Annotated in this window: 15 protein-coding genes and 1 pseudogene; 11 read left to right on the top strand and 5 right to left on the bottom strand. The window is 64.7% G+C overall.

Going from position 1 to position 20991, the window contains the following annotated elements; translation table 11 throughout:
• Positions 1 to 59 precede the first annotated feature (59 nt).
• On the top strand, positions 60 to 1205 hold the full coding sequence (locus U4Z31_RS27530) for an acyltransferase (RefSeq protein WP_321811965.1): 1146 nt from the start codon (positions 60 to 62) through the stop codon (positions 1203 to 1205).
• A 246-nt stretch (positions 1206 to 1451) separates the two neighbouring features.
• Positions 1452 to 1667, top strand: a pseudogene (locus U4Z31_RS27525) (transposase domain-containing protein); the annotation flags it as partial.
• On the opposite strand, the gene U4Z31_RS27520 reads toward U4Z31_RS27525, so the two are convergent.
• From U4Z31_RS27520 to galU, 5 genes are all read right to left on the bottom strand, one after another.
• On the bottom strand, positions 1611 to 2687 hold the full coding sequence (locus tag U4Z31_RS27520) for an acyltransferase (protein WP_321811964.1): 1077 nt from the start codon (positions 2685 to 2687) through the stop codon (positions 1611 to 1613). The pseudogene U4Z31_RS27525 and the gene U4Z31_RS27520 overlap by 57 nt on opposite strands.
• 559 nt (positions 2688 to 3246) lie before the next feature.
• A complete protein-coding gene (locus U4Z31_RS27515) occupies positions 3247 to 4656 on the bottom strand; it encodes a UDP-glucose/GDP-mannose dehydrogenase family protein (protein ID WP_321811963.1) in 1410 nt (469 codons plus the stop codon).
• Positions 4657 to 4687: 31 nt separating this feature from the next.
• A complete protein-coding gene (locus U4Z31_RS27510) occupies positions 4688 to 5953 on the bottom strand; it encodes a glycosyltransferase WbuB (RefSeq protein WP_321811997.1) in 1266 nt (421 codons plus the stop codon).
• Positions 5954 to 6129: 176 nt separating this feature from the next.
• Positions 6130 to 6711 carry a phosphatase PAP2 family protein gene (locus U4Z31_RS27505; RefSeq protein WP_124667998.1) on the bottom strand — a complete coding sequence of 194 codons (582 nt, stop codon included), beginning with the start codon at positions 6709 to 6711 and terminating at the stop codon, positions 6130 to 6132.
• A gap of 98 nt (positions 6712 to 6809) precedes the next feature.
• On the bottom strand, positions 6810 to 7694 hold the full coding sequence (gene galU, locus U4Z31_RS27500; protein ID WP_044846964.1) for a UTP--glucose-1-phosphate uridylyltransferase GalU: 885 nt from the start codon (positions 7692 to 7694) through the stop codon (positions 6810 to 6812).
• Between the two features lie 401 nt (positions 7695 to 8095).
• On the opposite strand from galU, the gene U4Z31_RS27495 reads away from it, so the two are divergent.
• From U4Z31_RS27495 to U4Z31_RS27455, 9 genes are all read left to right on the top strand, one after another.
• Complete coding sequence (locus U4Z31_RS27495; protein ID WP_321811962.1) at positions 8096 to 8293, top strand: flagellar transcriptional regulator FlhD; 198 nt, start codon at positions 8096 to 8098, stop codon at positions 8291 to 8293.
• Positions 8294 to 9017: 724 nt separating this feature from the next.
• The gene (locus U4Z31_RS27490) at positions 9018 to 9251 is read left to right on the top strand and encodes a flagellar transcriptional regulator FlhD (RefSeq protein WP_124668008.1); all 234 of its coding nucleotides are present in this window, start codon (positions 9018 to 9020) and stop codon (positions 9249 to 9251) included.
• Positions 9252 to 9532: 281 nt separating this feature from the next.
• Positions 9533 to 9988 carry a cellulose biosynthesis protein BcsD gene (bcsD, locus tag U4Z31_RS27485; RefSeq protein ID WP_321803550.1) on the top strand — a complete coding sequence of 152 codons (456 nt, stop codon included), beginning with the start codon at positions 9533 to 9535 and terminating at the stop codon, positions 9986 to 9988.
• Positions 9989 to 10033: 45 nt separating this feature from the next.
• A complete protein-coding gene (gene bcsP, locus U4Z31_RS27480) occupies positions 10034 to 10459 on the top strand; it encodes a cellulose biosynthesis protein BcsP (RefSeq protein ID WP_321811961.1) in 426 nt (141 codons plus the stop codon).
• Positions 10456 to 11235: a cellulose biosynthesis protein BcsQ gene (bcsQ, locus tag U4Z31_RS27475; protein WP_124489818.1), complete on the top strand. Its 780-nt coding sequence runs from the start codon at positions 10456 to 10458 to the stop codon at positions 11233 to 11235. The genes bcsP and bcsQ overlap by 4 nt, the downstream gene beginning before the upstream one ends.
• Entirely contained in the window at positions 11232 to 13409 is a 2178-nt protein-coding gene (gene bcsA / locus U4Z31_RS27470; RefSeq protein WP_321811960.1) for a UDP-forming cellulose synthase catalytic subunit, read from the top strand. Before bcsQ ends, bcsA begins: the two co-directional genes overlap by 4 nt.
• Positions 13410 to 13424: 15 nt before the next feature.
• Positions 13425 to 15932: a cellulose biosynthesis cyclic di-GMP-binding regulatory protein BcsB gene (gene bcsB / locus U4Z31_RS27465; RefSeq protein WP_321811959.1), complete on the top strand. Its 2508-nt coding sequence runs from the start codon at positions 13425 to 13427 to the stop codon at positions 15930 to 15932.
• 1 nt (position 15933) lies between these two features.
• Positions 15934 to 20415: a cellulose synthase subunit BcsC-related outer membrane protein gene (locus tag U4Z31_RS27460; protein ID WP_321811958.1), complete on the top strand. Its 4482-nt coding sequence runs from the start codon at positions 15934 to 15936 to the stop codon at positions 20413 to 20415.
• A 215-nt stretch (positions 20416 to 20630) separates the two neighbouring features.
• A complete protein-coding gene (locus tag U4Z31_RS27455) occupies positions 20631 to 20864 on the top strand; it encodes a flagellar transcriptional regulator FlhD (RefSeq protein WP_044846956.1) in 234 nt (77 codons plus the stop codon).
• Positions 20865 to 20991: the final 127 nt, after the last annotated feature.

Genomic DNA, 20991 nt, shown 5'->3' with positions numbered 1-20991 from the left:
GCTCGCGTAAGCCGATCGTTAGGGGCACGCCATCGCAACGGACTACAGGAATCAGACACGTGAGCACACGAGCACAGCTGGGAGGGGCGCTACCGGCCCTCACAAGCATCCGCTTCTTTGCCGCACTTACTGTATTGCTTTCGCATTTCACGCAGCTTGGCTTGCTTAGTCTTTCCGACCGATATCTCGCGTTCGTCGATGGTGGCCGGCCGGCGGTGTCCCTGTTTTTCGTGCTGTCCGGCTTTATCCTTACTTATACCTATCACGAATCGATAGGGCACGGGGATGCGCGCCGCTTTTACGTGGCACGCTTCGCGCGCATCTATCCCGTCCTTATACTGTCGCTCATTATTGCCACCCCGGTCACAATATATGTCCTGCACCCTAACAATGCAGCTTTGCTTCTGAGTTGGTACGCCACGAAGGATCATCAGCATGTTACGGTTTTTGCGAGTCTCGTCGCGCAAATTCTCGTGTTGACAGGATGGTTCCCATACGCGGCCATCAATCAACCTTGGAATGGTCCGGCGTGGAGTATCTCGTGCGAAGCATTCTTTTATGCGATTTTCCCGTGGTTGCTTCGCAAGTTGATGGTAAATCGAATATCCAGTGTCGCGCTTATCTGTATCGGCCTCTGGGCATTGCAGGGAATTTGGATATTCCTGATAGATAATTTCATGCCTGTCGGTCGGAAAGGATTTTTGATCTCGCAGTTTCCACTCACCCATTTGACAGAATTTGTCATGGGAATTGGCGCAGCACACTATTTCATTCAGGCGCACCGCAGGGGAACCGCGACACATCGCGGCGGAGTTGTACTCGTTTGCGCGTCCTTAGTAAGCATCGCGCTCTTGGCTGCGTACCAGCCCGTCAGACCGGCGTACTATCTACAGTCCCCACTGTTCTCTGCACTCATCCTTGGCTTGGCCCTCATCCAACGCCCGGTACTCGGAGTGCTGCATCGTCGCCCGCTGATTGTCCTCGGTGAAGCGAGCTTTTCTCTTTACCTGATTCACGTGCCAATTGCGCATATTGCTCAAATTGCCGGAGTTCGGCAAAGCCATGGATGGGTCGTGCTCTTGTTCGTCATTGGCCTGAGCGTTCTGGTTTTCCGCTTCTTTGAGGAGCCGATGCGAAAGCTAATTCGACGCGGATTCGGCAACCGTAGGCCAAACGCGGTTCGCGAAACGTCTCAGCTTGTGTGATAAATGAACTCGGACATACGAGCCGACGCGGAGAGCATAATCTGCCGACGCTGGTCTGCCAAATTGGCACCCTGCAGTCTGGCCAGGCAGCAAAGCATGTCGAGAGGACTATGATCGGCTATTTTGGAAATCCTTGCTGCACAAACATCGATACGCGGCCGTCGTGACTGCTCTCCTTGCGGGTTTCCGCCCATGCACGACGCAAGTTCTTTGAATTGCATGCCAACTGCAGCAGCCAGGTTGCGTCGGCGCGTGGCCGCCATCATGAGCTTGATCCGCTCGGCGCAACTGAAGGGGCTCGATCCAATCGTCTATCTGAAGGACGTCCGGACACGCTTGCCGACCCACAAGGCCAACGATATCGATGCGCTGCGGCCGTATCGCTGGCACCCTCTCTCGACCCACCTAAACTCGCTCGTCAAGACGACGGTGGTCGCTTACAGTCTTTCGGCTGGCGGATAGATATTGCATCATCGGCTTCTCAATCCATAGATGAAATACCACGGAAGCAGCAACGCAACTTGCGAGAATCGGGATGTATGAGATTACCGCGCCGGATGTCCCGGTCAGTCCAATCTTGATTGCAAGCTTGCACAACACGCTAATTATCGGAAAATGCAGGAGGTACAGAGCATACGACGCGTCTCCAAGTGTTTGAATCCAGCGATGCACGCCCAATGGTGTTCCGGTGTCTTCGAGCTTGACTAGACCGTAGATAATCACGCTACTCGCCAATCCGTACGCGATTGAGCTCGTCGGGCCGTAAACGAATAAATGGAAATCATTTGCTACCCCCATAGCAAGGAACGTCATAACTCCGAATACTAAAATTAACGCAGGATATCTCGTCCTTATTTTCGATCCGCATAGAAGCGCAATTCCCGCTCCGAGGGCAAACAACATAATGTATTGCTTGCTGAAGAACGAGGCGGGGAAACCGCACTCGTAGTTGAAGCACGCTGCAACACTCGCAAGCAACAATGCAATGGCAATGGCTGCAAATATCCGACCAAGAATGAAGCAACCGATCAGTGCGTAGAAGGCGATTTCCCATTGTAAGCTCCACGCGACGATTATAACCGGGGCACCCGTGCCTCCGACGACAGCAGGATCTTGAGGGATCAGGAGTATTGATCGAGCAAGTGTATAACCATCGGGTATTGCTTCGCGGAGCACGGGGGATGTGGCAAGTATAAGACTTACTGCCGCGAATACAATCCAATATGTCGGGTAAATCCGAATCACCCGTTTTCGGATGTATGGCAAAAATCGGCGTGGATTGAATAGGTCGCGACGGTGTGCGGTGATGATAATGAATCCACTCAGTACGAAAAAAAATTCGACGCCAGCTTTTCCGAATTCGAATATGTGCCCAATCCACTTAACGCCGAAAATCTTGTCAAGGGCAAGCTGTGCACCGAGATGGAATAATACGACAAGCACCGCAGCCGCGGCGCGGGCCGCCTGAAGGGATTTGTACATAGTACGTCGGTCGCCGGTTCTACAATTCTCGAATAGTACGTCGGCAATCCTGTCTCGATCGGACAATGCGCCCGGCAAATATAGCCAACGTTCCGTGCAAACATATGTACTGTAAGCGCGACGCCAAGCTGACGTTCATTAATTTTCAGCGAACCGTATCTCGTCTTTGAATCGATGGAGAAGCTGGTGGAACGGTCCGCGTGGGCAGCACAAGTCCCCTTTTCACCGTCTGCTCGATTTCAAGTTTCATACAGCCCATGACCTTCGGGAGTGACCTCTGCAACTTCGTGAGCTCGAGGATCTGACGGCGCATCTCCGGATAACGGTCCGTGCGTCATATTTCGGGCAGCTCGGTGTCGCCGGAGCATTGAAATCCACTCGAGAGGTGTTTTAACAACACGAAAATTAAGAAGCGGAAGAGTAATAGAGGGAAAATACTCTACGCAATCGTCCCCTTATCGCGGCGGAAAAACTGACACGGCAGGTACGATACCGGGCTTGTATCGACTTTCGGAGACGCAGGCCGTACCGACCGCGAAGTAGGGCTGGCTGTTATTCCTCACCGCTGTACGACCCGCAACGTCGTTTCTATCGTTCGCGCTCCCCCCACACCCGCCCGCCCAATACTGTAATACTCGACCCCCAACTCCCGCATCGTCTCCGGCTCATAAAGATTCCGCCCATCGAAAATCACCGGCTCGCTGAGCAACTCGACGAGCGCCGCAAAATTCGGGCTCTTGAACACCTTCCATTCCGTGACGATCACGAGCGCATCGGCCCCTGCCGCAGCCTCTTCCGACGTCGTCACGAACTCGAGTCGCGAATGCGCGGCCGGATCATCGCTCAGATCGAGCGCAAGCACGCGCCGCGCCTCATCCGTCGCAACAGGATCATAAGCACGCACGTTCGCACCACGCTTCAGAAGCCCAATCACGAGCTCACGGCTCGGCGCTTCGCGCATGTCATCGGTATTGGGCTTGAACGCGAGTCCCCACACCCCGAACGTGAGCCCAGACAGATCATCCCCGAAGCGTTCCGAGATCTTCTCGAGCAGCACCTTCTTCTGCGCATCGTTGACTGCCTCGACGGCTTCCAGAATGCGCAGCGCCTGCCCGTACTCGGCGGCGGTTTGCACCAGCGCTCGCACGTCCTTCGGAAAACACGAACCACCGTAACCCACGCCGGCGTAAAGGAAGTCATACCCGATCCGCGGATCCGAACCAATCCCCCGGCGCACGGCCTCGATATCCGCGCCGACGCGATCTGCAAGATTCGCGAGCTCGTTCATGAACGAGATCCGCGTCGCCAGCATCGCATTCGCCGCATACTTGGTGAATTCTGCCGAGCGCACGTCCATGTAGCGCGTACGCTCGTGATTGCGGTTGAACGGCGCATACAGCCGCTTCATCTGTTCGCGTGCATGCTCGCCGGCCTCGTCGGCGTCGGTGCCGATCACGATACGATCGGGCCGCATGAAATCGTCGACGGCCGCGCCTTCCTTCAGGAACTCCGGATTCGACACGACCGAGAATTCGTGGCGCAGGCCGCGGCGGGTCAGCTCGGTTGCGATCGCATCGCGCACGTGCAGCGCGGTGCCGACAGGAACGGTCGACTTGTCGACCACCACCTTCGGCCCGCTCATATGCCGTCCGATATTGCGCGCGGCGGCGAGCACGTACTGCAGATCGGCGGAGCCATCCTCGTCGGGCGGCGTGCCGACCGCGATGAACTGGATGTCGCCGTGCGCGACGCTGGCTTCGATGTCGGTCGAGAATTGCAGCCGGCGGCTCGCACGATTGCGATCGATCAGCTCTTTCAAGCCGGGTTCGTGAATCGGTACGCCGCCGCCGTTCAGGATATCGATCTTGCGTTGATCGACGTCGACGCAAAACACGTCGTTGCCGATTTCGGCAAGGCATGCGCCCGTCACGAGGCCTACGTAACCGGTACCGATGATGGTGATTTTCATGTTGCCGTATGGAGAGGAATCGATTGCGGGTTCAAAAATCCGGATGCCGTGCGCCTGACACGTCGGCATTGGACGGCTCGGGACGCAATGCGCGCAACCTGGTGTCGAAATCGCTCAACACCGCGTCACGCGACAGGACGGCCTCGGCGAATCTGCGCCCGGCCTGTCCCAGGCGAGTGCGCTCGGCCGCATTGGCGGCGAGCGCGTCGATACTCGATGCAAGCGTTTCGGAATCGCCCGGCGGCACGACGATCCCGCGCGGCGCGACCACGTCATGCAGCTCCGTCCCCGGGCTTGCCATCGCGATCACGGGCCGCCCGCTCGCGAACATCCCGGTCAGCTTCGACGGCATGACGAGGTCGGCAGCGTCGGCGCGTTGCGGGAGGACGTGAATGTCGGCCAGATTCAGCAGCTCGTTGAGCCGGCCGATAGGCTGCAGCTCGATGAAGCGGCAGTTCCTGAGGCCGCCGCAGCGCATGAGCAGCTCGGCACGCGCGGGCCCGTTGCCGCAGAAGACGAACACCAGATTGTCGCGCGATACGAGTCGTTGAGCCGCGTCGGCGAGAATATCCAGCCCTTGCTTGGCACCCATGTTGCCGGAATAGAGCACTACCGTCGCGGCGGGAGAGATGTACAACGCCGTTCGCAGCTCGCTCGGCCGTTTGAGCGGATAGATCGAGTGGGTGTCGGCCCAGTTCGAGAAATGCACGAGCTTGCTTGAATGAATCCCCTTGCGCAGCGCGTGCTCGACCATCTTCCCGGAGATCGTCGACACGGTATCGAAGCGCTTCAGCAGCGTACGCTCGATGGCAAGCACGGCGCGCTTCAGCAGAGATCCCTTGAGCATTCCGAGGCTGAACGCCGCATCGACCTCGTAATCCTGGATATGGATCCACGCGTGGGCGCCGGTCAACCGTGCGACGAGCCAGCCGGCTGGCGCGTTCAGCAGGCTCGGCGCGATGCACACGACGACGTCGGGCCGCCAGAACGCATGCCGCAGCATGACGGGGAAGCTCGAAAGCGCGAAGCTCGCGAGATGCGCGATGCGGCGCGCACCGCTCGGTCGCGACGGAACCCACAACGGTGCGCGCCAAAGCGCGACGCCGCTGCGGCGTTCGGCCGAGTAGCTGAGCGCCGAGTAGCCGCTGGCGACCCGCCATTCGGGGTAGTACGGCGGTGCACACACGACGCGCACGGCGTGGCCTTTTTCGACGAGTGTTTCCGCCATTTCGGCGGTGTACTTGCCGATGCCGGTCAGCTCGGGCGCGTAGTTGATGCCGTATACGAGGATCTTCATCGGCTCCCAGCGAAAGATAAAAATGGTGCGGTGCGTTATAAGCGCATTGTCGGTAATGCTTATCGTGCGAGTCCGACAGAATGTTGATCGGTGCCGCCAATCGTCGGCGGCAGCCGTGCGAATCGTGGGCGAGATTGCACGCCGCGGGCAGCGTTTCCCGATGCGGCAGACAGTCTTCAGAAAAGACGCGTGCAGACCAGCGGCGAATACATCTCGATCGCCGCCTGAATCGGTGCGTGATATCCGTAGGCGAGGGCGGACACGGCAAGCGTCGAAGCCACGGCGAGCGGACGCATGGCCGGCGGCAGGATCGGTGCGTCCGTCCATCGTTTCAGCAACACGACGGTAACGAGCGCGCCGAGCATCCACCCCGCGATCACCTCGGACGCGCTATGCGCATCGTCGCGTACGCGTGCAACGCCGATCGTCGCGGCGAGGACGAGCCCCGGCAACAGCGCCGGGCCAGGGCGAACGTTCCACCCGTCGTGCAGCATCAGCAGGCACGCCATCGGCCAGACAGTCGCGGCAAGCATCGTGTGCCCGCTGATCATGCGGAAGTTCATCGACCGGATCTGCAACCCGCATCCGGCATAGAGAACTTTCGTCAGTCCGACGGCGAGCATCGCGACGGCAAGCAGCACGACCCACGACAACGCAATGCGCCAGCCATACATCGAACGAGTGAGCCACACGAAACAGATGGCGGCAAGCGGCAGCGTCAGCGCCGCGTCACCGAGGTTGCCGATAGCGAGCCACATGTCCGGTCCTCGCTGGACGAAACGGAGTTATCGATCGCTCGTGGGATGAAAAGCCGGCAACGCGATGCGCCGCGCGTCACCGCGGCGCACGATCGGCATCAGACGACCAGCTGTTCCGACATCCGCGCAAGCAAATACCGCTCGAAGTCCGCCGCAACCTCCGGATGCCGCAGCGCGAACTCGATCGTCGCCTTCAGGTACCCGAGCTTGCTGCCGCAATCGAAGCGCGTGCCGTCGTAGCGATACGCGAGCACCTGTTCATCGGTGAGCAGCGACTGGATCGCGTCGGTCAGTTGCAATTCGCCGCCCGCGCCGGGTTTGAGCCCGCGGAGATGCTCGAAGATCTTCGGTTTCAACACGTAACGGCCGACGACACCGAAGTTCGACGGCGCATTCGCCGGTTCGGGCTTCTCGACGATGCCGGACAGCTTGAAGAGATCGTCTTCCCAGCGCTTGCCGTCGATCACGCCATAGGATTTCGAATCTTCAGGAGCGATTTCCTCGACCCCGATGACCGACGCATGATAGTGATCGAAGACGTCGATCATCTGGCGTAACACCGGCTTCGGGCCATCGAGCAAATCGTCGGCGAGGATCACCGCGAACGGATTGTCGCCGACGAGCTTCTCCGCGCACAGCACGGCATGGCCGAGCCCGAGCGCTTCGGCCTGGCGCACGTAAAAGCAGTCGACATGGCTCGGCTTGATGCTGCGCACCAGCGACAGCAGCTTGTCCTTGCCGCGTGCCTCGAGCTCCGCCTCGATCTCGTACGACTTGTCGAAATGATCCTCGATCGCGCGCTTGCTGCGTCCGGTCACGAAGATCATCTCCGTGATGCCCGCTTCGATCGCTTCCTCGACCGCATACTGGATCAATGGTTTGTCCACGACCGGCAGCATTTCCTTGGGACTGGCCTTGGTGGCCGGCAGGAACCGCGTGCCCAGGCCGGCGACCGGAAAGACGGCTTTCGTCACTTTCAACATAGTGGTAATTCCATGAGTTCGGAATGAGGAGCAGACAACGTCGGGGTGCGATGTCGGTGTCCGGACGCAACAAGAGATTCGAAGTCGCACAGGACGCAATTGCCTGGCCGCGCACGTGCGATTCGGGAAATCCTAATGTGTTCGGAAATAAAGCGGCGACTGAATCTTGGGCGAATCCGACAGGTTGATTGCGAAACCATACGTTGGCGCAAGAATTATTTTGAAACAGTGTGCAAATGGCCGGCTCGGCGTTATATAGCGGATGACGGCTGTCGTTTGTCGACAGGCGTTCGCTTGGTTGGGATACGGTTCGAAGCGAAAGCCCGGAACCCGGTCGGATTTTGCAGATGCGAGTGTGTGCCGATGCATCGCGTTCACGGGCATGTCTTTAGGAGAGCGTGATGACGGAAGAGGATGATATTTGCCGGGCGTTGGGCGCACTCGGTCCTGCCTATCTCGAACTGATGCAGCAAATGTTGAAGATCGATTGCGAGGTCGCGGCACGCGAGTTGGGCATCTCGAATCAGATCGCGTCACGGATCATCGCGCTGACACCAGCCGAGATCGAAGCGCTGGTCGGCCGTGGATCGCAGCCGTAGATGGCAACGCTGGCGTCGTCTCGTCGCAACACCTGCTGGCAAATGTGCGGGCCGGATTGCGATGGTGGCCCCGTGGCCGGGAGCCGTCGAGTTTCCGGCATGCGTGGACGAAAGCGCGCCACGCTCCCGCTATATGCGAAGGAAGAAAAAGAACCGAACGAAATATATTTAGCGTTGAAACGCAATTGCCAAACAGAAGGGCGAAAGTGGAGTCACCATGACGCATTCGACCATAGACACCATGACGATATCCGAACAACGGCAGCGCACCGGGTGGGCCGGTGTCTGGCTTCCATGCACCGATCCTCCCGCGGAACCGATGTGGTGTGAGGGCCGATGGCCGGGACATCCATACGGCTTTCCCGTGTATTGGGACGGCACCAAATGGTGCAGCAAGATTTTCGGCGCCCGCGGGGATTTCTGGCGCGAGCGCGTGATACGGGCTGCATAGCAGGCATCTGCCGGCGGCGCTGCGCGTTCCGGCAAGCATTTGGGTGGGCCGGCGATCGCCACGCGACTTTGCCGAACCGCATGCCGCCGCTCCGTCGTGTCGTGCTTTCACGAACGGAAATACGAGCAACCCGCGAGGTGGCGGATTACCGCTAGGTTTTGTCCGCTCGTCGCCGTGCGCGACACGTAGAGTGCGGGGCCGAAACTCCGCGTATTGCCAATACGCGCGCTGCGGCCGGCTGAATGCAATCACCGTCCAAAATCAGGAACGCCCATGCCCGAACAGGACGACATCTTCGACGCGATTGCGGAATTCAACCGTTCGTATCTGACGCTTGCCCAGCGCTTGCTGCAAGCGGATCGCGAAGCGGCGAAACAACAACTGGGCATGTCGGACGAGACGGCTGCGATCGTGGCCGCATTGACGCCGGCACAGATCGACGAACTCGCCGAGCGTCGCGAATTGTTCTGCGAATTCCGCGCGGAATCCTCGCCCGGCCGGGCCTGATACGGCGACCTTTCCAACGTTTCATGCGTCGCGCCGCGCACGAGCCTGGCCGTATATCGGCTTGCTTGTCCGCGACCGATCGCAGCTCGGCTGTCGCCGAGGCCGCTCCCGTCAATTGTCGGCGGTGGCCGATAGTTTGGCGTTTTTCGGCTAGATGTCGAATCCCATTCGTCTAATTGGATTCGCTACGATGCGCAAAAACGCTGTTGCCACGATGTCCGCACGCGAAGCACACGATGCGGCCACGCCGATAATTGTCTTTCACCGGGGATTCGTCGTCCATGCAGGGAATGTTGGAGCATTTACTCGAGCGCCATGTGTCGATCCAATGGCGCGGCTTCCTGGAGGCATTGGCCGGTGAATTCACCGATCAGCTCGATCGGGACGAGCTGAGGCAATTGATGGCGCGCATCGGCATGCGCTTCGCGGCCGCGCATCCACTTGGCCCTTGCGAGTCGACGGACGATCTCGCGGATGCATTGAATGCCCGCTGGCGCGACATGCAGTGGGGTTACGCCGAACTGTCCGACGAGCACGATTTCCTGCGCATCGTTCATTACGCCGCGCCGTTGCGCGCGTTCGGCGACGGCTGTCTCGCATGGTCTTCCGCCTTCCTCGAAGGCGCGTATCAGGGCTGGTTCGACAGTGTCGGCGCGGCCGGTTTGCGCGTGACGCAGGACGTCGCGCCGCCGGACGATTCGCGGATCGAGCTGCGTGTTGCGCGCGCAAAGAACTGAGCGACCGGGCCGGCCGGAACTTCCGCGACAACCAATGGGCACGCTATGTCGACTTCACGGGATATCGAATCGTTGTTCAAGCGTTTTGGCGGCGATGCCGGACGCTATCACGAAGTACGTGCGGAAGCGGATGCCGAAGTGGCCCGCGCGCGTTGGCCGCTGCTCGGCGGTGTCGAGTTGCGCGCGAGCGAGTCGCAGGGGCAGCCGGGCGCCGGGTCGCCGGACGGCGCGGATAGCCTGCGCAAAATCGTACTGGCCGACACGCGTGCGTTGCCTGCGTCCGCGCAGGATAACGGCGGGCGCGAACAAGCATCCGGCACGCTGAAGAAGCTGGTCGGCAGGCCGGCGGCATCGGATGGCACGGACACGCAAGGTCCGTCACAGCCGCTGGTTCGGTTGTTCGAGCGGTTGCGCACGGAGGCGACGGGAGAGGCGCCGAAGAAGCCATCGGTGTGGACCGGCCGCTCATGAAAATCGTCGCGATCGCTTCGGCAAAGGGCGGCGTCGGAAAGACGACGCTGGCGGCGAATCTCGCGGCCGTGTTGGCGGCGTCGCGACGCCGGCGCGTGAGCGTGGTGGATCTCGATCCGCAGAATGCGCTGAAGCTGCATTTCGGCGTGCCGCTCGACATGACCGACGGGCTCGCCCATGCTGCGCTCGACAGGCTGAACTGGCCGGCCGTGGTCGTTGACGGGATCACGGTGTTTCCGTTCGGCCTGGTCAGCGAAACGGATCAACGCCGCTTCGAGCGGCTGCTCGACCGCGATCCATCGTGGCTCGCGCACGGGCTTGCCGCGCTCGGGCTCGGCGACGACGACATCGTGATCATCGATACACCGCCGGGCACCTCGGTATACATGCGCGCCGCGCTGACGGCCGCGCATTTCGTGCTCAAGGTCGTGCTGGCCGATGCGGCCTCGTACGCAACGATTCCGCAGATGCGGCGGATGCTCGACGCGTATGCCGCGAGCCGCGCGGATTTCGTGGGCGACGGCTACGTGGTCAATCAGGTCGACCAGTCGCGCGAGTTGGGCCGCGATGTGCTGCGCGTGCTGTGCGACAGCCTCGGCGCGGCCCGGTTCGGCGGCGTGATTCACAGGGATGAAGGGGTCGCGGAATCGCTCGCGTCCCGGACGACCGTGAATCGCTACGACCCGCGTTCGCAGGCGGCCGCCGATCTGAACGCGTGCGGTGCATGGCTCGAGCGCGTGCTCGATCGGCGTGACACCGCGCGGAGCATCGCTTGAGCGCCCGCGGGGAGGTCGCGCGGCCGTCGGCGGTCGACCGGTTCGTCGATGCATTGCCCGGGAGCGGCTGGTTCGTCGCGCTGCCGGTGGCCGCATGCACGCTGCTGGCGCTGTATTTCGTGTGTACGGTGCCGCTCGACGCGATCGGTCAGCTCGTGTTCGCCACCTGCTGCATCGCCTGTTCGCTGGTGGTGCGTCGCCTGGGCGGACGCTATGCGACGCTCGTCATGATCGTGCTGTCGGTGGTGGCCACCGGCCGTTACATGTATTGGAGATTGTCCGGCACGCTGGTGTGGTCGCATCCGCTCGACGCGGTGTGGGGCACGCTGCTCGCGGCGGCCGAAGTCTATGCGGCGGCGGTGCTGATCCTCGGCTACTTCCAGACCGCGTGGCCGCTCGGGCGCAAGCCGATGCCGTTGCCCGCGTCGCGCGCGCATTGGCCGAGCGTCGACGTGTTCATTCCGACGTACAACGAACCGTTGAGCGTCGTCAAGCCGACCATCTACGCGGCGCTCGCGCTGGATTACCCGGCCGACAAGCTGTCGATCCACGTGCTGGACGACGGACGTCGCCCGGAATTCCGCGCGTTCTGCGAGTCGGTCGGCGTGCACTGGACGATTCGCGATCACAATAGCCATGCCAAGGCCGGCAACCTCAACGAAGCATTGAAGATCACCGACGGCGAATACATCGCGATCTTCGATTGCGATCACGTGCCGACGCGCTCGTTCCTGCAGATCTGTCTAGGCTGGTTCATTCGGGATCCGAAGCTGTCGATGCTGCAGACGCCGCATCACTTTTTTTCGCCGGACCCGTTCGAGCGCAACCTCGGCATTTTCAGAAAGGTGCCGAACGAAGGCGAACTGTTCTACGGACTGGTGCAGGACGGCAACGATCTCTGGAACGCGACGTTTTTCTGCGGATCGTGCGCGCTGATGCGCCGCTCGATGGTGGAGGAGATCGGCGGCATCGCGACGGAGACGGTGACCGAGGATGCGCACACCGCGCTCAAGCTGCATCGCCGCGGCTATACGACGGCCTATCTTGCGATACCGCAGGCGGCGGGGCTGGCCACCGAGAGCCTGACCGGGCACATCGGCCAGCGCATCCGCTGGGCGCGCGGCATGACGCAGATATTCCGCATCGACAACCCGCTGTTCGGGCGCGGACTGACGCTGAGCCAGCGGCTGTGCTACCTGAACGCGATGATGCATTTTTTCTACGGGATCCCGCGGCTCGTGTTCCTGACCGCACCGCTGTCGTTCCTGTTCTTCGACGCGCATGTGATCCATGCCCCGGCCACGATGCTTGCGCTCTATGCGCTGCCCCACGTCATCCATGCGAACGTGACGAACTCGCGGATGCAGGGCCGCTTCCGCCATTCGTTCTGGGCCGAAGTCTACGAAGCCGTGCTCGCGTCGTACATCGCGCTGCCGACGATGCTTGCGCTGATCAATCCCCGGCTGGGCAAGTTCAACGTGACGGCCAAGGGCGGACGCATCGACCGCGGCTACTTCGACTGGGCAGTGTCGAAACCGTATCTGAGCCTGGTGGTCCTGAACGTGATCGGCCTCGCGGTGGGCGTCCTGAACCTGTCGCTCAACCGTCATGTCGGCAGCGAAGTCCAGACGACGGCGTTCAACCTGGCATGGACGACCTACAACATCCTGATTCTGGGTCTCGCCGTCGCGGCGGCGAACGAGCGCCGGCAGGTACGCGTGTCCCATCGTGTCGCGGCGCGGATTCCGGTCATGCTGCGCTTCGCGAATGGCCGGACGCTGGCATGCGAAACGCATGACTACTCGGAGGGCGGGATCGGCGTGGCGGTCCCCGACGATGCGCGCATTCCGCGTGGCGAACCGGTGACGGTATCGCTGTTTCGCGGTGTCGAAGAGTACGCATTTCCCGCGACGGTCGAATACGTCGAACCGGGGCGCGTCGGCATCCGGTTCGAGAGCCTGTCGCAGCAGCAGGAGTTCGATCTCGTCAGTTCGACCTTTGCCCGCGCCGACGCATGGATCGACTGGACGGACGGCCGCCGTCCCGATTCGCCGCTGCGTGCGTTCCTGCATCTGTTGAAGGTCGGCGTGCAGGGCTTGCTTCGCCTGATCGCGCGCCTGTACGCGGACCTGCGCGTGTACGCGCGTGGCGGCCGCAGCAACGAAAAAAAATAGCATGAGGCGGAAAGAATGACGTGGGCGTCGCGACAGCGCGGCAGCACGCGCCGCAAGGCGTGCATTTCGCAGGGCGCGGTTGTCGCGGTTCCTGCACGTGTCGGCCGGTATGCGCGCGTGTCGCGCAGGATGGTGTCGCTACTGCTCTGGGCAATGGCGAGCGGCATCGCATCGGGCAGCTGGGCCGCGGCCGCCGGGATGCAGGCGCCCGGCGCGATGCGCGCGGCGGATGGCGCGATGTCGTCGGGCGATGCGGCGCCGCCGTCGCCGGCCATAGTCGTCGGGCCCGCCACGGCGCGACCCGCGCCGCTCGCCGAGCCGGTGCCGGCGGCCGACGCCGCGCGTCGCCGCTTCGGTATGCTGCCGACCACGGCCGAGCCCGGCACGCTCGTGCCCGGCGGCCGGCGCCAGGCATTGACGTTCGCTGATCTCGGGGCACGCGATCCGCTGCAGCTGCGGGGTACCGACGGCCAGAACGGTATCGCGTTCTCGGTCCGGCGCGACGAGGTCGTCATGGGCGCGACGCTGCATCTCGTCTACAGCTACTCGCCCGCGCTGCTGCCGGATCTGTCGCAGCTCAAGGTGCTGATCAACGGCGAAGTGGCGGCGACGTTGCCATTGCCGGCCGCTCAAGCCGGCATGACGGTTGCGCGCGACGTGTCGATCGATCCGCGCTTCGTCACCGAGTACAACCATCTGAACGTTCAGCTGATCGGTCATTACACGAAAGACTGCGAGGATCCCGCCAACTCGTCGCTGTGGGCGACGGTGAGCAACGCGAGCCGGCTCGAGCTGACCTACGCGGCGCTGCCGGAGCGGCCGGAACTCGGCGTCCTGCCCGCGCCGTTCTTCGATTCGCGGGACGTCCGGCGGCTCGAGCTGCCGTTCGCATTCGCCGCGCGACCGCCGCGGGAGACGCTGGAAGCGGCGGGCATCGTCGCGTCGTGGTTCGGCGCGCTGGCCTCGTATCGCGGCGCGCGTTTTCCGGCCCGGCCCGGCGGCCTGCCTGAATCGGGCAACGCGGTGGTGTTCGCGACGGCCGACGATCGTCTGGACGGCGTGACGCTGCCGGCGATCGACGGGCCGACGCTGGCCGTCGTCGAGCGGCAGGCGCCGGCTCACGGCCAGCTGCTGCTGGTGCTCGGTCGCACGCCGGACGAAGTGAAGGTCGCCGCGCTCACGCTCGTGCTCGGCAGCAAGACGCTGGCGGGTACGCATGCCACGGTGAGCCGGCTCGAGAACGTCGCGCCGCGCGTGCCGTACGACGCGCCGAACTGGCTGTCGTCGACGCGCCCGGTGCGGATCGGCGAACTGGCCGACGGGCGCGCGCTCAGCGTGTCCGGATACGACGCGGGCGCCGTCCGGATCGATCTGCGCGTCGCCCCCGATCTGTTCACCTGGGATACGCGCGGCGCACCGATCGACCTGCGTTATCGCTACACGCCGACGCTGCGCGCGGACCGTTCGTCGCTCAACCTGAGCGTCGGCGACACGTTCGTGAAGGCGCTGCCGATCCCGGCACGGGAAACGTCGCGCTGGAGCCTGAGCCGCTACCTGCCGTTCGTCGCCAACGGTATCGACCGCGCGACGCTGCACGTGCCGCCGCTGCTGCTCACGCCGCGCACGCCGTTGCAGCTGCACTTCTTCTACGAGATCCCGGACATGGGCCGATGCACGGGGCGGCTGCTGCAGAACGTCGCGGGTTCGATCGACCCGGACTCGACGATCGACGTGTCGTCGTTTCCGCACTACAAGGCGCTGCCCGACCTCGCCGCGTTTGCGAACAGCGGCTTTCCGTTCACGCGGATGGCCGACCTGTCGGACACGGCCGTCGTGCTGCCCGCCGAGCCGGGCGCGGACGTCTACGGCCTGTACCTGCTCGCGATGGGACGCATGGGCGTGTCGACGGGTTATCCGGTCAGCGGTGTGACGGTGACGGACGCCGCCGGTGTCGGCGCGTTCGCGTCCAAGGATCTGCTGATTCTCGGCGCGCCGGACACCCAGCCGCTGCTGACCCGCTGGGCGGCGCGCATGCCGTTCGGCACGGATCGCGACGGCGGCCTGTTTGGCGGCCGGTTCGGTGGCCTGTTCGGCGGCGCCGAGGCGGCGCCGTCGCCTGGCGCCGAGCGCGAACGCGTGCGCGCCGGCCTGTCGATCGTCTCGGACGGCACGCGCGCGCTGATCGCCGGCTTCGAGTCGCCGTTGCGCAAGACGCGCAGCGCCGTCGCGTTGATCAGCGCGAGCGGGCAGGCGGACGAGGCGCTCGGCCGCGCACTGCTCGACGACGACATGCTCACGTCGGTCCAGGGCGCGATGGTCGTGATTCGCGATCGCACCGTCACGGTGACGTCGAACGAAACGTCGTATCACGTCGGTGCGCTGCCGCCGCTCACTTACCTGCGCTGGTTTCTGTCGGGGCGTCCGCTGCTGCTTGCGCTGTTCAGCGTGCTGGCCGCGTTCGTCGCGGCGGCGCTCTTCTATCGTCTGCTGCGTGCGCGTGCGGCGCGCCGGCTGAAGGAGTGACATGCGAAACCGACGGTTACGCGGGCTCGGCGCCGCCCGCGCGGGCGGTATCGCGAGTCTGCTGCTCGCGCTGACACTGCCGCACGCGGCGGCGGCCGGCAGCGACCCGCTGAAGGTACTCGTCGATCAGGGGCGATACTGGCAGGCGCATGGCCGGGGCGACCTCGCGGCACAGGCCTGGAAGAAGGTGCTGGGCGTCGATCCGAATCAGCCCGACGCGCTGTTCGGCATGGGCATGGTGCTCGCCGACCGCAAGGACGTCGACGGTGCGCGCCGCTACCTGGAACAATTGCGCCGGATCGCGCCCGGCTTCGCGCGGACCGACGAGCTTGGCCAGCGTCTGGGCGAGACGAGCGTGCGCGACGGCGAGATCAGCGACGCGCGCCGCCTCGCGCAGACGGGGCAGAGCGCGCTGGCCGCGCAACAGTATCAGCGCGCGCTGCAAGGCGCGCCGTCGTCGCCCGCGCTGCAGCTCGAGTACTTCCAGGCGCTCGCGGCGACGCCGAGCGGATGGGCCGAAGCCCGCCGCGGCCTGGAGCGTCTCGCGCGTGACAACCCCGACGATCCGCGCTACGCACTCGCGTATGCGCAGCACCTGACCTATCGCGACGCAACGCGCCGCGACGGCATCGCGCGGCTCGAGTCGCTGTCCGCCGACGCGAAAGTCGGGAAAGCGGCGCGCGAGAGCTGGCGCCAGGCGCTGCTCTGGCTCGCGGCCAGGCCGTCGGATCAGGCGCGCTACCTCGCCTATCTGAAGGTGGTGCCGGACGATCCGCCGGTCAAGGCGCGCTACGACAGCATGGTGCGACAGGATCAAACCGCGCGCGAGGGCGATCAACGCAGCGCATCGAACGAAGCGCGCGGCCACGCGATCGAGGATGGCTTTGCGGCACTCGAGCGCGGCGATCTGGACACGGCGCGCGCCCGCTTCAATGCCGTGCTCGCCACGTCGCCGAACGACAGCGACGCGCTGGGCGGCCGCGGCATCGTCGAGCTGAAGCAGGAGCACTTCGCGCAGGCACGCAGCGATCTGGAGCGCGCGGCGCGAGGCGGGAACGCGGCGCGCTGGCGCTCGGCGCTCGGCAGTGCGACGTACTGGTCGTACACGAGCGAGGCGCTCGGCGCGCAAAGCAACGGCGACTTCGCGCGAGCGAAGGCGCTGTTCGAACGCGCGATTCTTGCGGATCCGTCGAACGTCACCGCGCAGGTGATGCTCGGCGACGCGCTGCTGGAGAATCGCGATGCGCGCGGCGCCGAGCAGGCGTACCGGATGGCGCTGCGGCGCCAGTCCGACAACCCGGACGCGATACGCGGCCTGGTCGGCGCGCTGGCCGCGCAGGGGCGCGGCGACGAAGCGTTGCAGTTCGCGACGCAACTGAGCGCCGAGCAGCAGTCGAAGGCCGGCGGCCTCGACCGGTTGCGTCGTACGGCCGAGGCCGCGCAGGCGCGGCAAGCCGAAGCGCGCGGCGATCTGGGCACGGCGCGCAGCCTGTTCGAGGACGCGCTTGCCGGCAATCCGGACGATCCGTGGCTGCGGCTGGATCTGGCGCGCGTGTACGTGCGGCAAGGCGCGATCGCGTCGGCGCGCAGCATGATGGACGGATTGCTGGCCGAACGGCCCGACATGACCGACGCACTCTATGCCGGCGCGCTGCTGGCCGAGCAGACGCAAGACTGGAGCCTCGGGCTGCAGCGGCTGGAGCGCATCGCGCCCGCGCAACGCACGGCGGCGATGACGACGTTGCAGCACCGCCTCTGGGTGGGCCAGCAGGTGGCACTCGCGACACGGCTGGTGCGCGAAGGCCGCCGCGCGCAGGCGCTCGGCGTGCTGCACGACGCCGAGGGGATCGGCCAGTCGGTGCCGGGACTCGCGGCGCAGTTGTCGGCGGGCTATGCGGCGGCCGGCGACACGTCGCGTGCGCTCTGGATCGTGCAGCGTGCGCTGGCGCGCGAGCCGGACAACGCCGATTTGCTGCTGCAGTACGCGCGGACGCTGCTGACCGTGCGCAACGATGCGCTGCTGGGCGACGCGATGCGCCGGCTTGCCGCGCTGCCGCTGTCGCCCGCGCAGCGCGGCGACTTCGAACGCCTGAACCTCGAGATCGTCGTGCGGCAGGCCGATGCGGTACGCCAGGCCGGCGACCTCGCCGGCGGCTACGCCGTCATCGCGCCGTGGCTGGCCGCGATGCCGGACAGTCCCGAACTCCAGGCCGCGTTCGCGCGGCTGTACACGTCGGCCGGCGACGCACCGAACGCGCTGAAATGCTATCGGGTCGCGCTGGCCCGCCGGCCCGACGATACGGGCTTGCTGGTCGCGGCGATCTACGCGGCGAGCAGCGCGAAGGCATGGCGCGACGGTGAAGCGTTCGCGGCCACGGCGCTGCGCATCGCGCCCGACGACCCGGGCTTGCTTGCCGCGACCGGCCGCCTGTATCGCGCGGAGGGGAATCTTTCGCTCGCCGCGCAGTATCTGCAGCGTGCGCTGCTGGCCGCCAATACGCCGCCGCCGGGCAGCCAGCCGGCGCCATCGAACGTGCCGCGCGGCTGGGAAGACGCGATGCGGCGCATCGGCGCGAACCCGCTGCCCGGTACCAATCCGTTCGAAGGCAAGACCGCCGTCGATGTCGTTCATCCGTCGACCGGCTTCGGGGCCGCGGTATCGCCGCTGCCGGGCGTGCCTTCCTGGTCCACCCCGTCTTCTTCCGCGCCGACCGTGCCCTATACGATGCCTCCCGCGCCGCCCGCGACCTACGTCACCCCGTCCGCCGTGCCGGCCGCGCGCATGGTGCCGCCCGCCATGTCGCCGCAGGCGGTCACGCCCGATCCCGGCGATCCCGGCGGCTATGGCCAGGCGGCCGCCGGCGCGGGCGAGTCGGGCGGGCCCGCGACCGCGCGGCGCTATCAGTCCTATCAGTCCTATCAGCCCTATCGGGAGCCTGCCGCCGACGTACCGCCGGCGGGGGCGTCCGCGGGGTGCGTCGCGCAGTCCGATCCGAACGACGACTGTGCCGGCTACGTCGCCACGCCGTGGCCGATGTCGCCCGCGTCGCGGGCCGCGGCGGCGACCGGTTCGCCGGCGGCCGCGTCGGGTGCCAGGCCGGGCCGGCCGGCCCGCGGCGGGACGAAGGTCGCCGCGGCGCGCGCGCCCGTTCTTTCATCGGCCTACGGGCAGGCCGATGCGCCGCCTCGCTATATCCCGCAGCCGCCGGCCGGCTATGCGGGCAGCGAGGCCGTGGCCCGTGCGCCGCAGCGGGATGCGGGCGCGGGCGCCAACGCTCAGATGCTCGACGTCGCGTCGGAACTGGCCCAGGTGAACAGCGAGCAGGCCAGCACGGCATCGGGCGGCCTCGTGTTCCGAAACCGGACGGGCGAGGCGGGGCTGTCCGGCCTCACCGACATCGAGGCGCCGCTGGAAGGGCGTATCAAGGCAGGCAACGGTCACGTCGTCGTGACCGCCACGCCGGTCATGCTCGACGGCGGCAACTCGGCCACCGACGTGCCGACCCTCGCCCGGTTCGGCGCGGGGCTCTCGAGGTCGGCCGGCGGCGGCTCGCCGGGTTCCGAAACGGCGAGCGGCGTCGGTCTCTCCCTGGGTTACGAAGGCAAGCAATTGAAGGCCGATATCGGCGCGACGCCGGTCGGGTTTCCGTACCAGGATGTGGTCGGCGGCGTGCGCTTCAACGGTGCGATCACCGATCGGGCGGCCTACTCGCTGGCCGTCACGCGTCGCGCGGTGACCGACAGCCTGCTTTCGTTCGCGGGCGCGCGTGATGCGAGTGCCGGCCTCAAGTGGGGCGGCGTGACGCGCAGCGGCGCGCGCGGCGCGCTGAGCTGGGACGACGGCACCAGCGGCGCGTACGTCGCGGGCGCGTTCGACTATTACGACGGCCATCACGTCGAACGCAACTTCGCCGGCAAGGGCAGCGGCGGCGCCTATACGCGCCTGCTGCGCGACGCCGACCGAACGCTCACCGTGGGCGTCAATGCGACGTGGATGCGCTTCAGCAAGAACCAGTCGTATTTCACGTACGGCCAGGGCGGCTATTTCAGTCCGCAGCAATACGTGATCCTGAATATACCGGTCGAGTACGCGGGACGAACGGGCGCATTTGCGTACGATTTGAGCGGTTCGTTCGGCGTGCAGCATTACCGGCAGAACGCGGTGCCGTATTTCCCGCTCGATTCCGGCATGCAGGCGCAAGCGGCCGCGAATGCCGCCGCCAGCCAGGCGGTAGGGCTGGACGCGGGGGCCGTGTATCCCGCGCGCAGCAAGACGGGCATCGCGTATTCGCTCGCCGCGCGCGGCGAATACCAGGTCGCGCCGCAGCTGGCCGTCGGTGGATCGGCTTCGTTCGGCAATGCATATCAATATCGCGAGTGGACGGCGGCCGTCTATCTCCGTTACAGCTTTACGCCGCAAGGCGGCCTGCCGGCATTCCCGCCGCGCGCGTTCACGTCGCCGTATCTCGCCGACGCCGACTGAACGGATCCGCATGGCGCCGTGGCGATGCCGCGCGAATCGACGTGCGCGCCACGGTACGCGCGCCTGCGCGCGCTGGCGGATCCGTTCAGAGCTTTGTCGGTCCGGCGCTGCGTTCGCGACGTACAGTGTGTCATCGAAAATCCGGCGAGTGCCGAACCACCGGGTCGAAGCGAATCGACCGGCAAAGCGCACGCGCTGGCCCTTCAAGACCGACCATGGCCGAACAACACGACATTTCCGATGCGATCGCGGAATTCAATCGATCGTATCTCATGCTTGCGAAGTGGCTGCTCCTCGTCAACCGGAGCGAGGCCACACGACAACTCGGCGTCTCGGAAATGACGGCATCGCGCATCGCATCGCTGACACTGGCCCAGATCGACCACCTCGCCACGCGCGGCAAGCTGTTTTGCGAGTTTCGCGACGAGTTCGCGCCAGGCTGTGCGTGAGTTCGTCGCGCGACGGTTCGTCATGACATCGGGACGGCGCCGTCGTCAGGACGCAGGGACGTACGCGCGCCGCGACGGCATCCTGAATCCGAACGCAGTGCGCGATCACGCAACGGTCCGACTGCTT

Origin of the sequence: Burkholderia sp. BCC1985 (assembly GCF_905339915.1) — a bacterium.
Taxonomy (GTDB): domain Bacteria; phylum Pseudomonadota; class Gammaproteobacteria; order Burkholderiales; family Burkholderiaceae; genus Burkholderia.
Note: the sequence above shows the minus strand (reverse complement) of the source record. Positions and strands in the feature narration are given on the sequence as shown.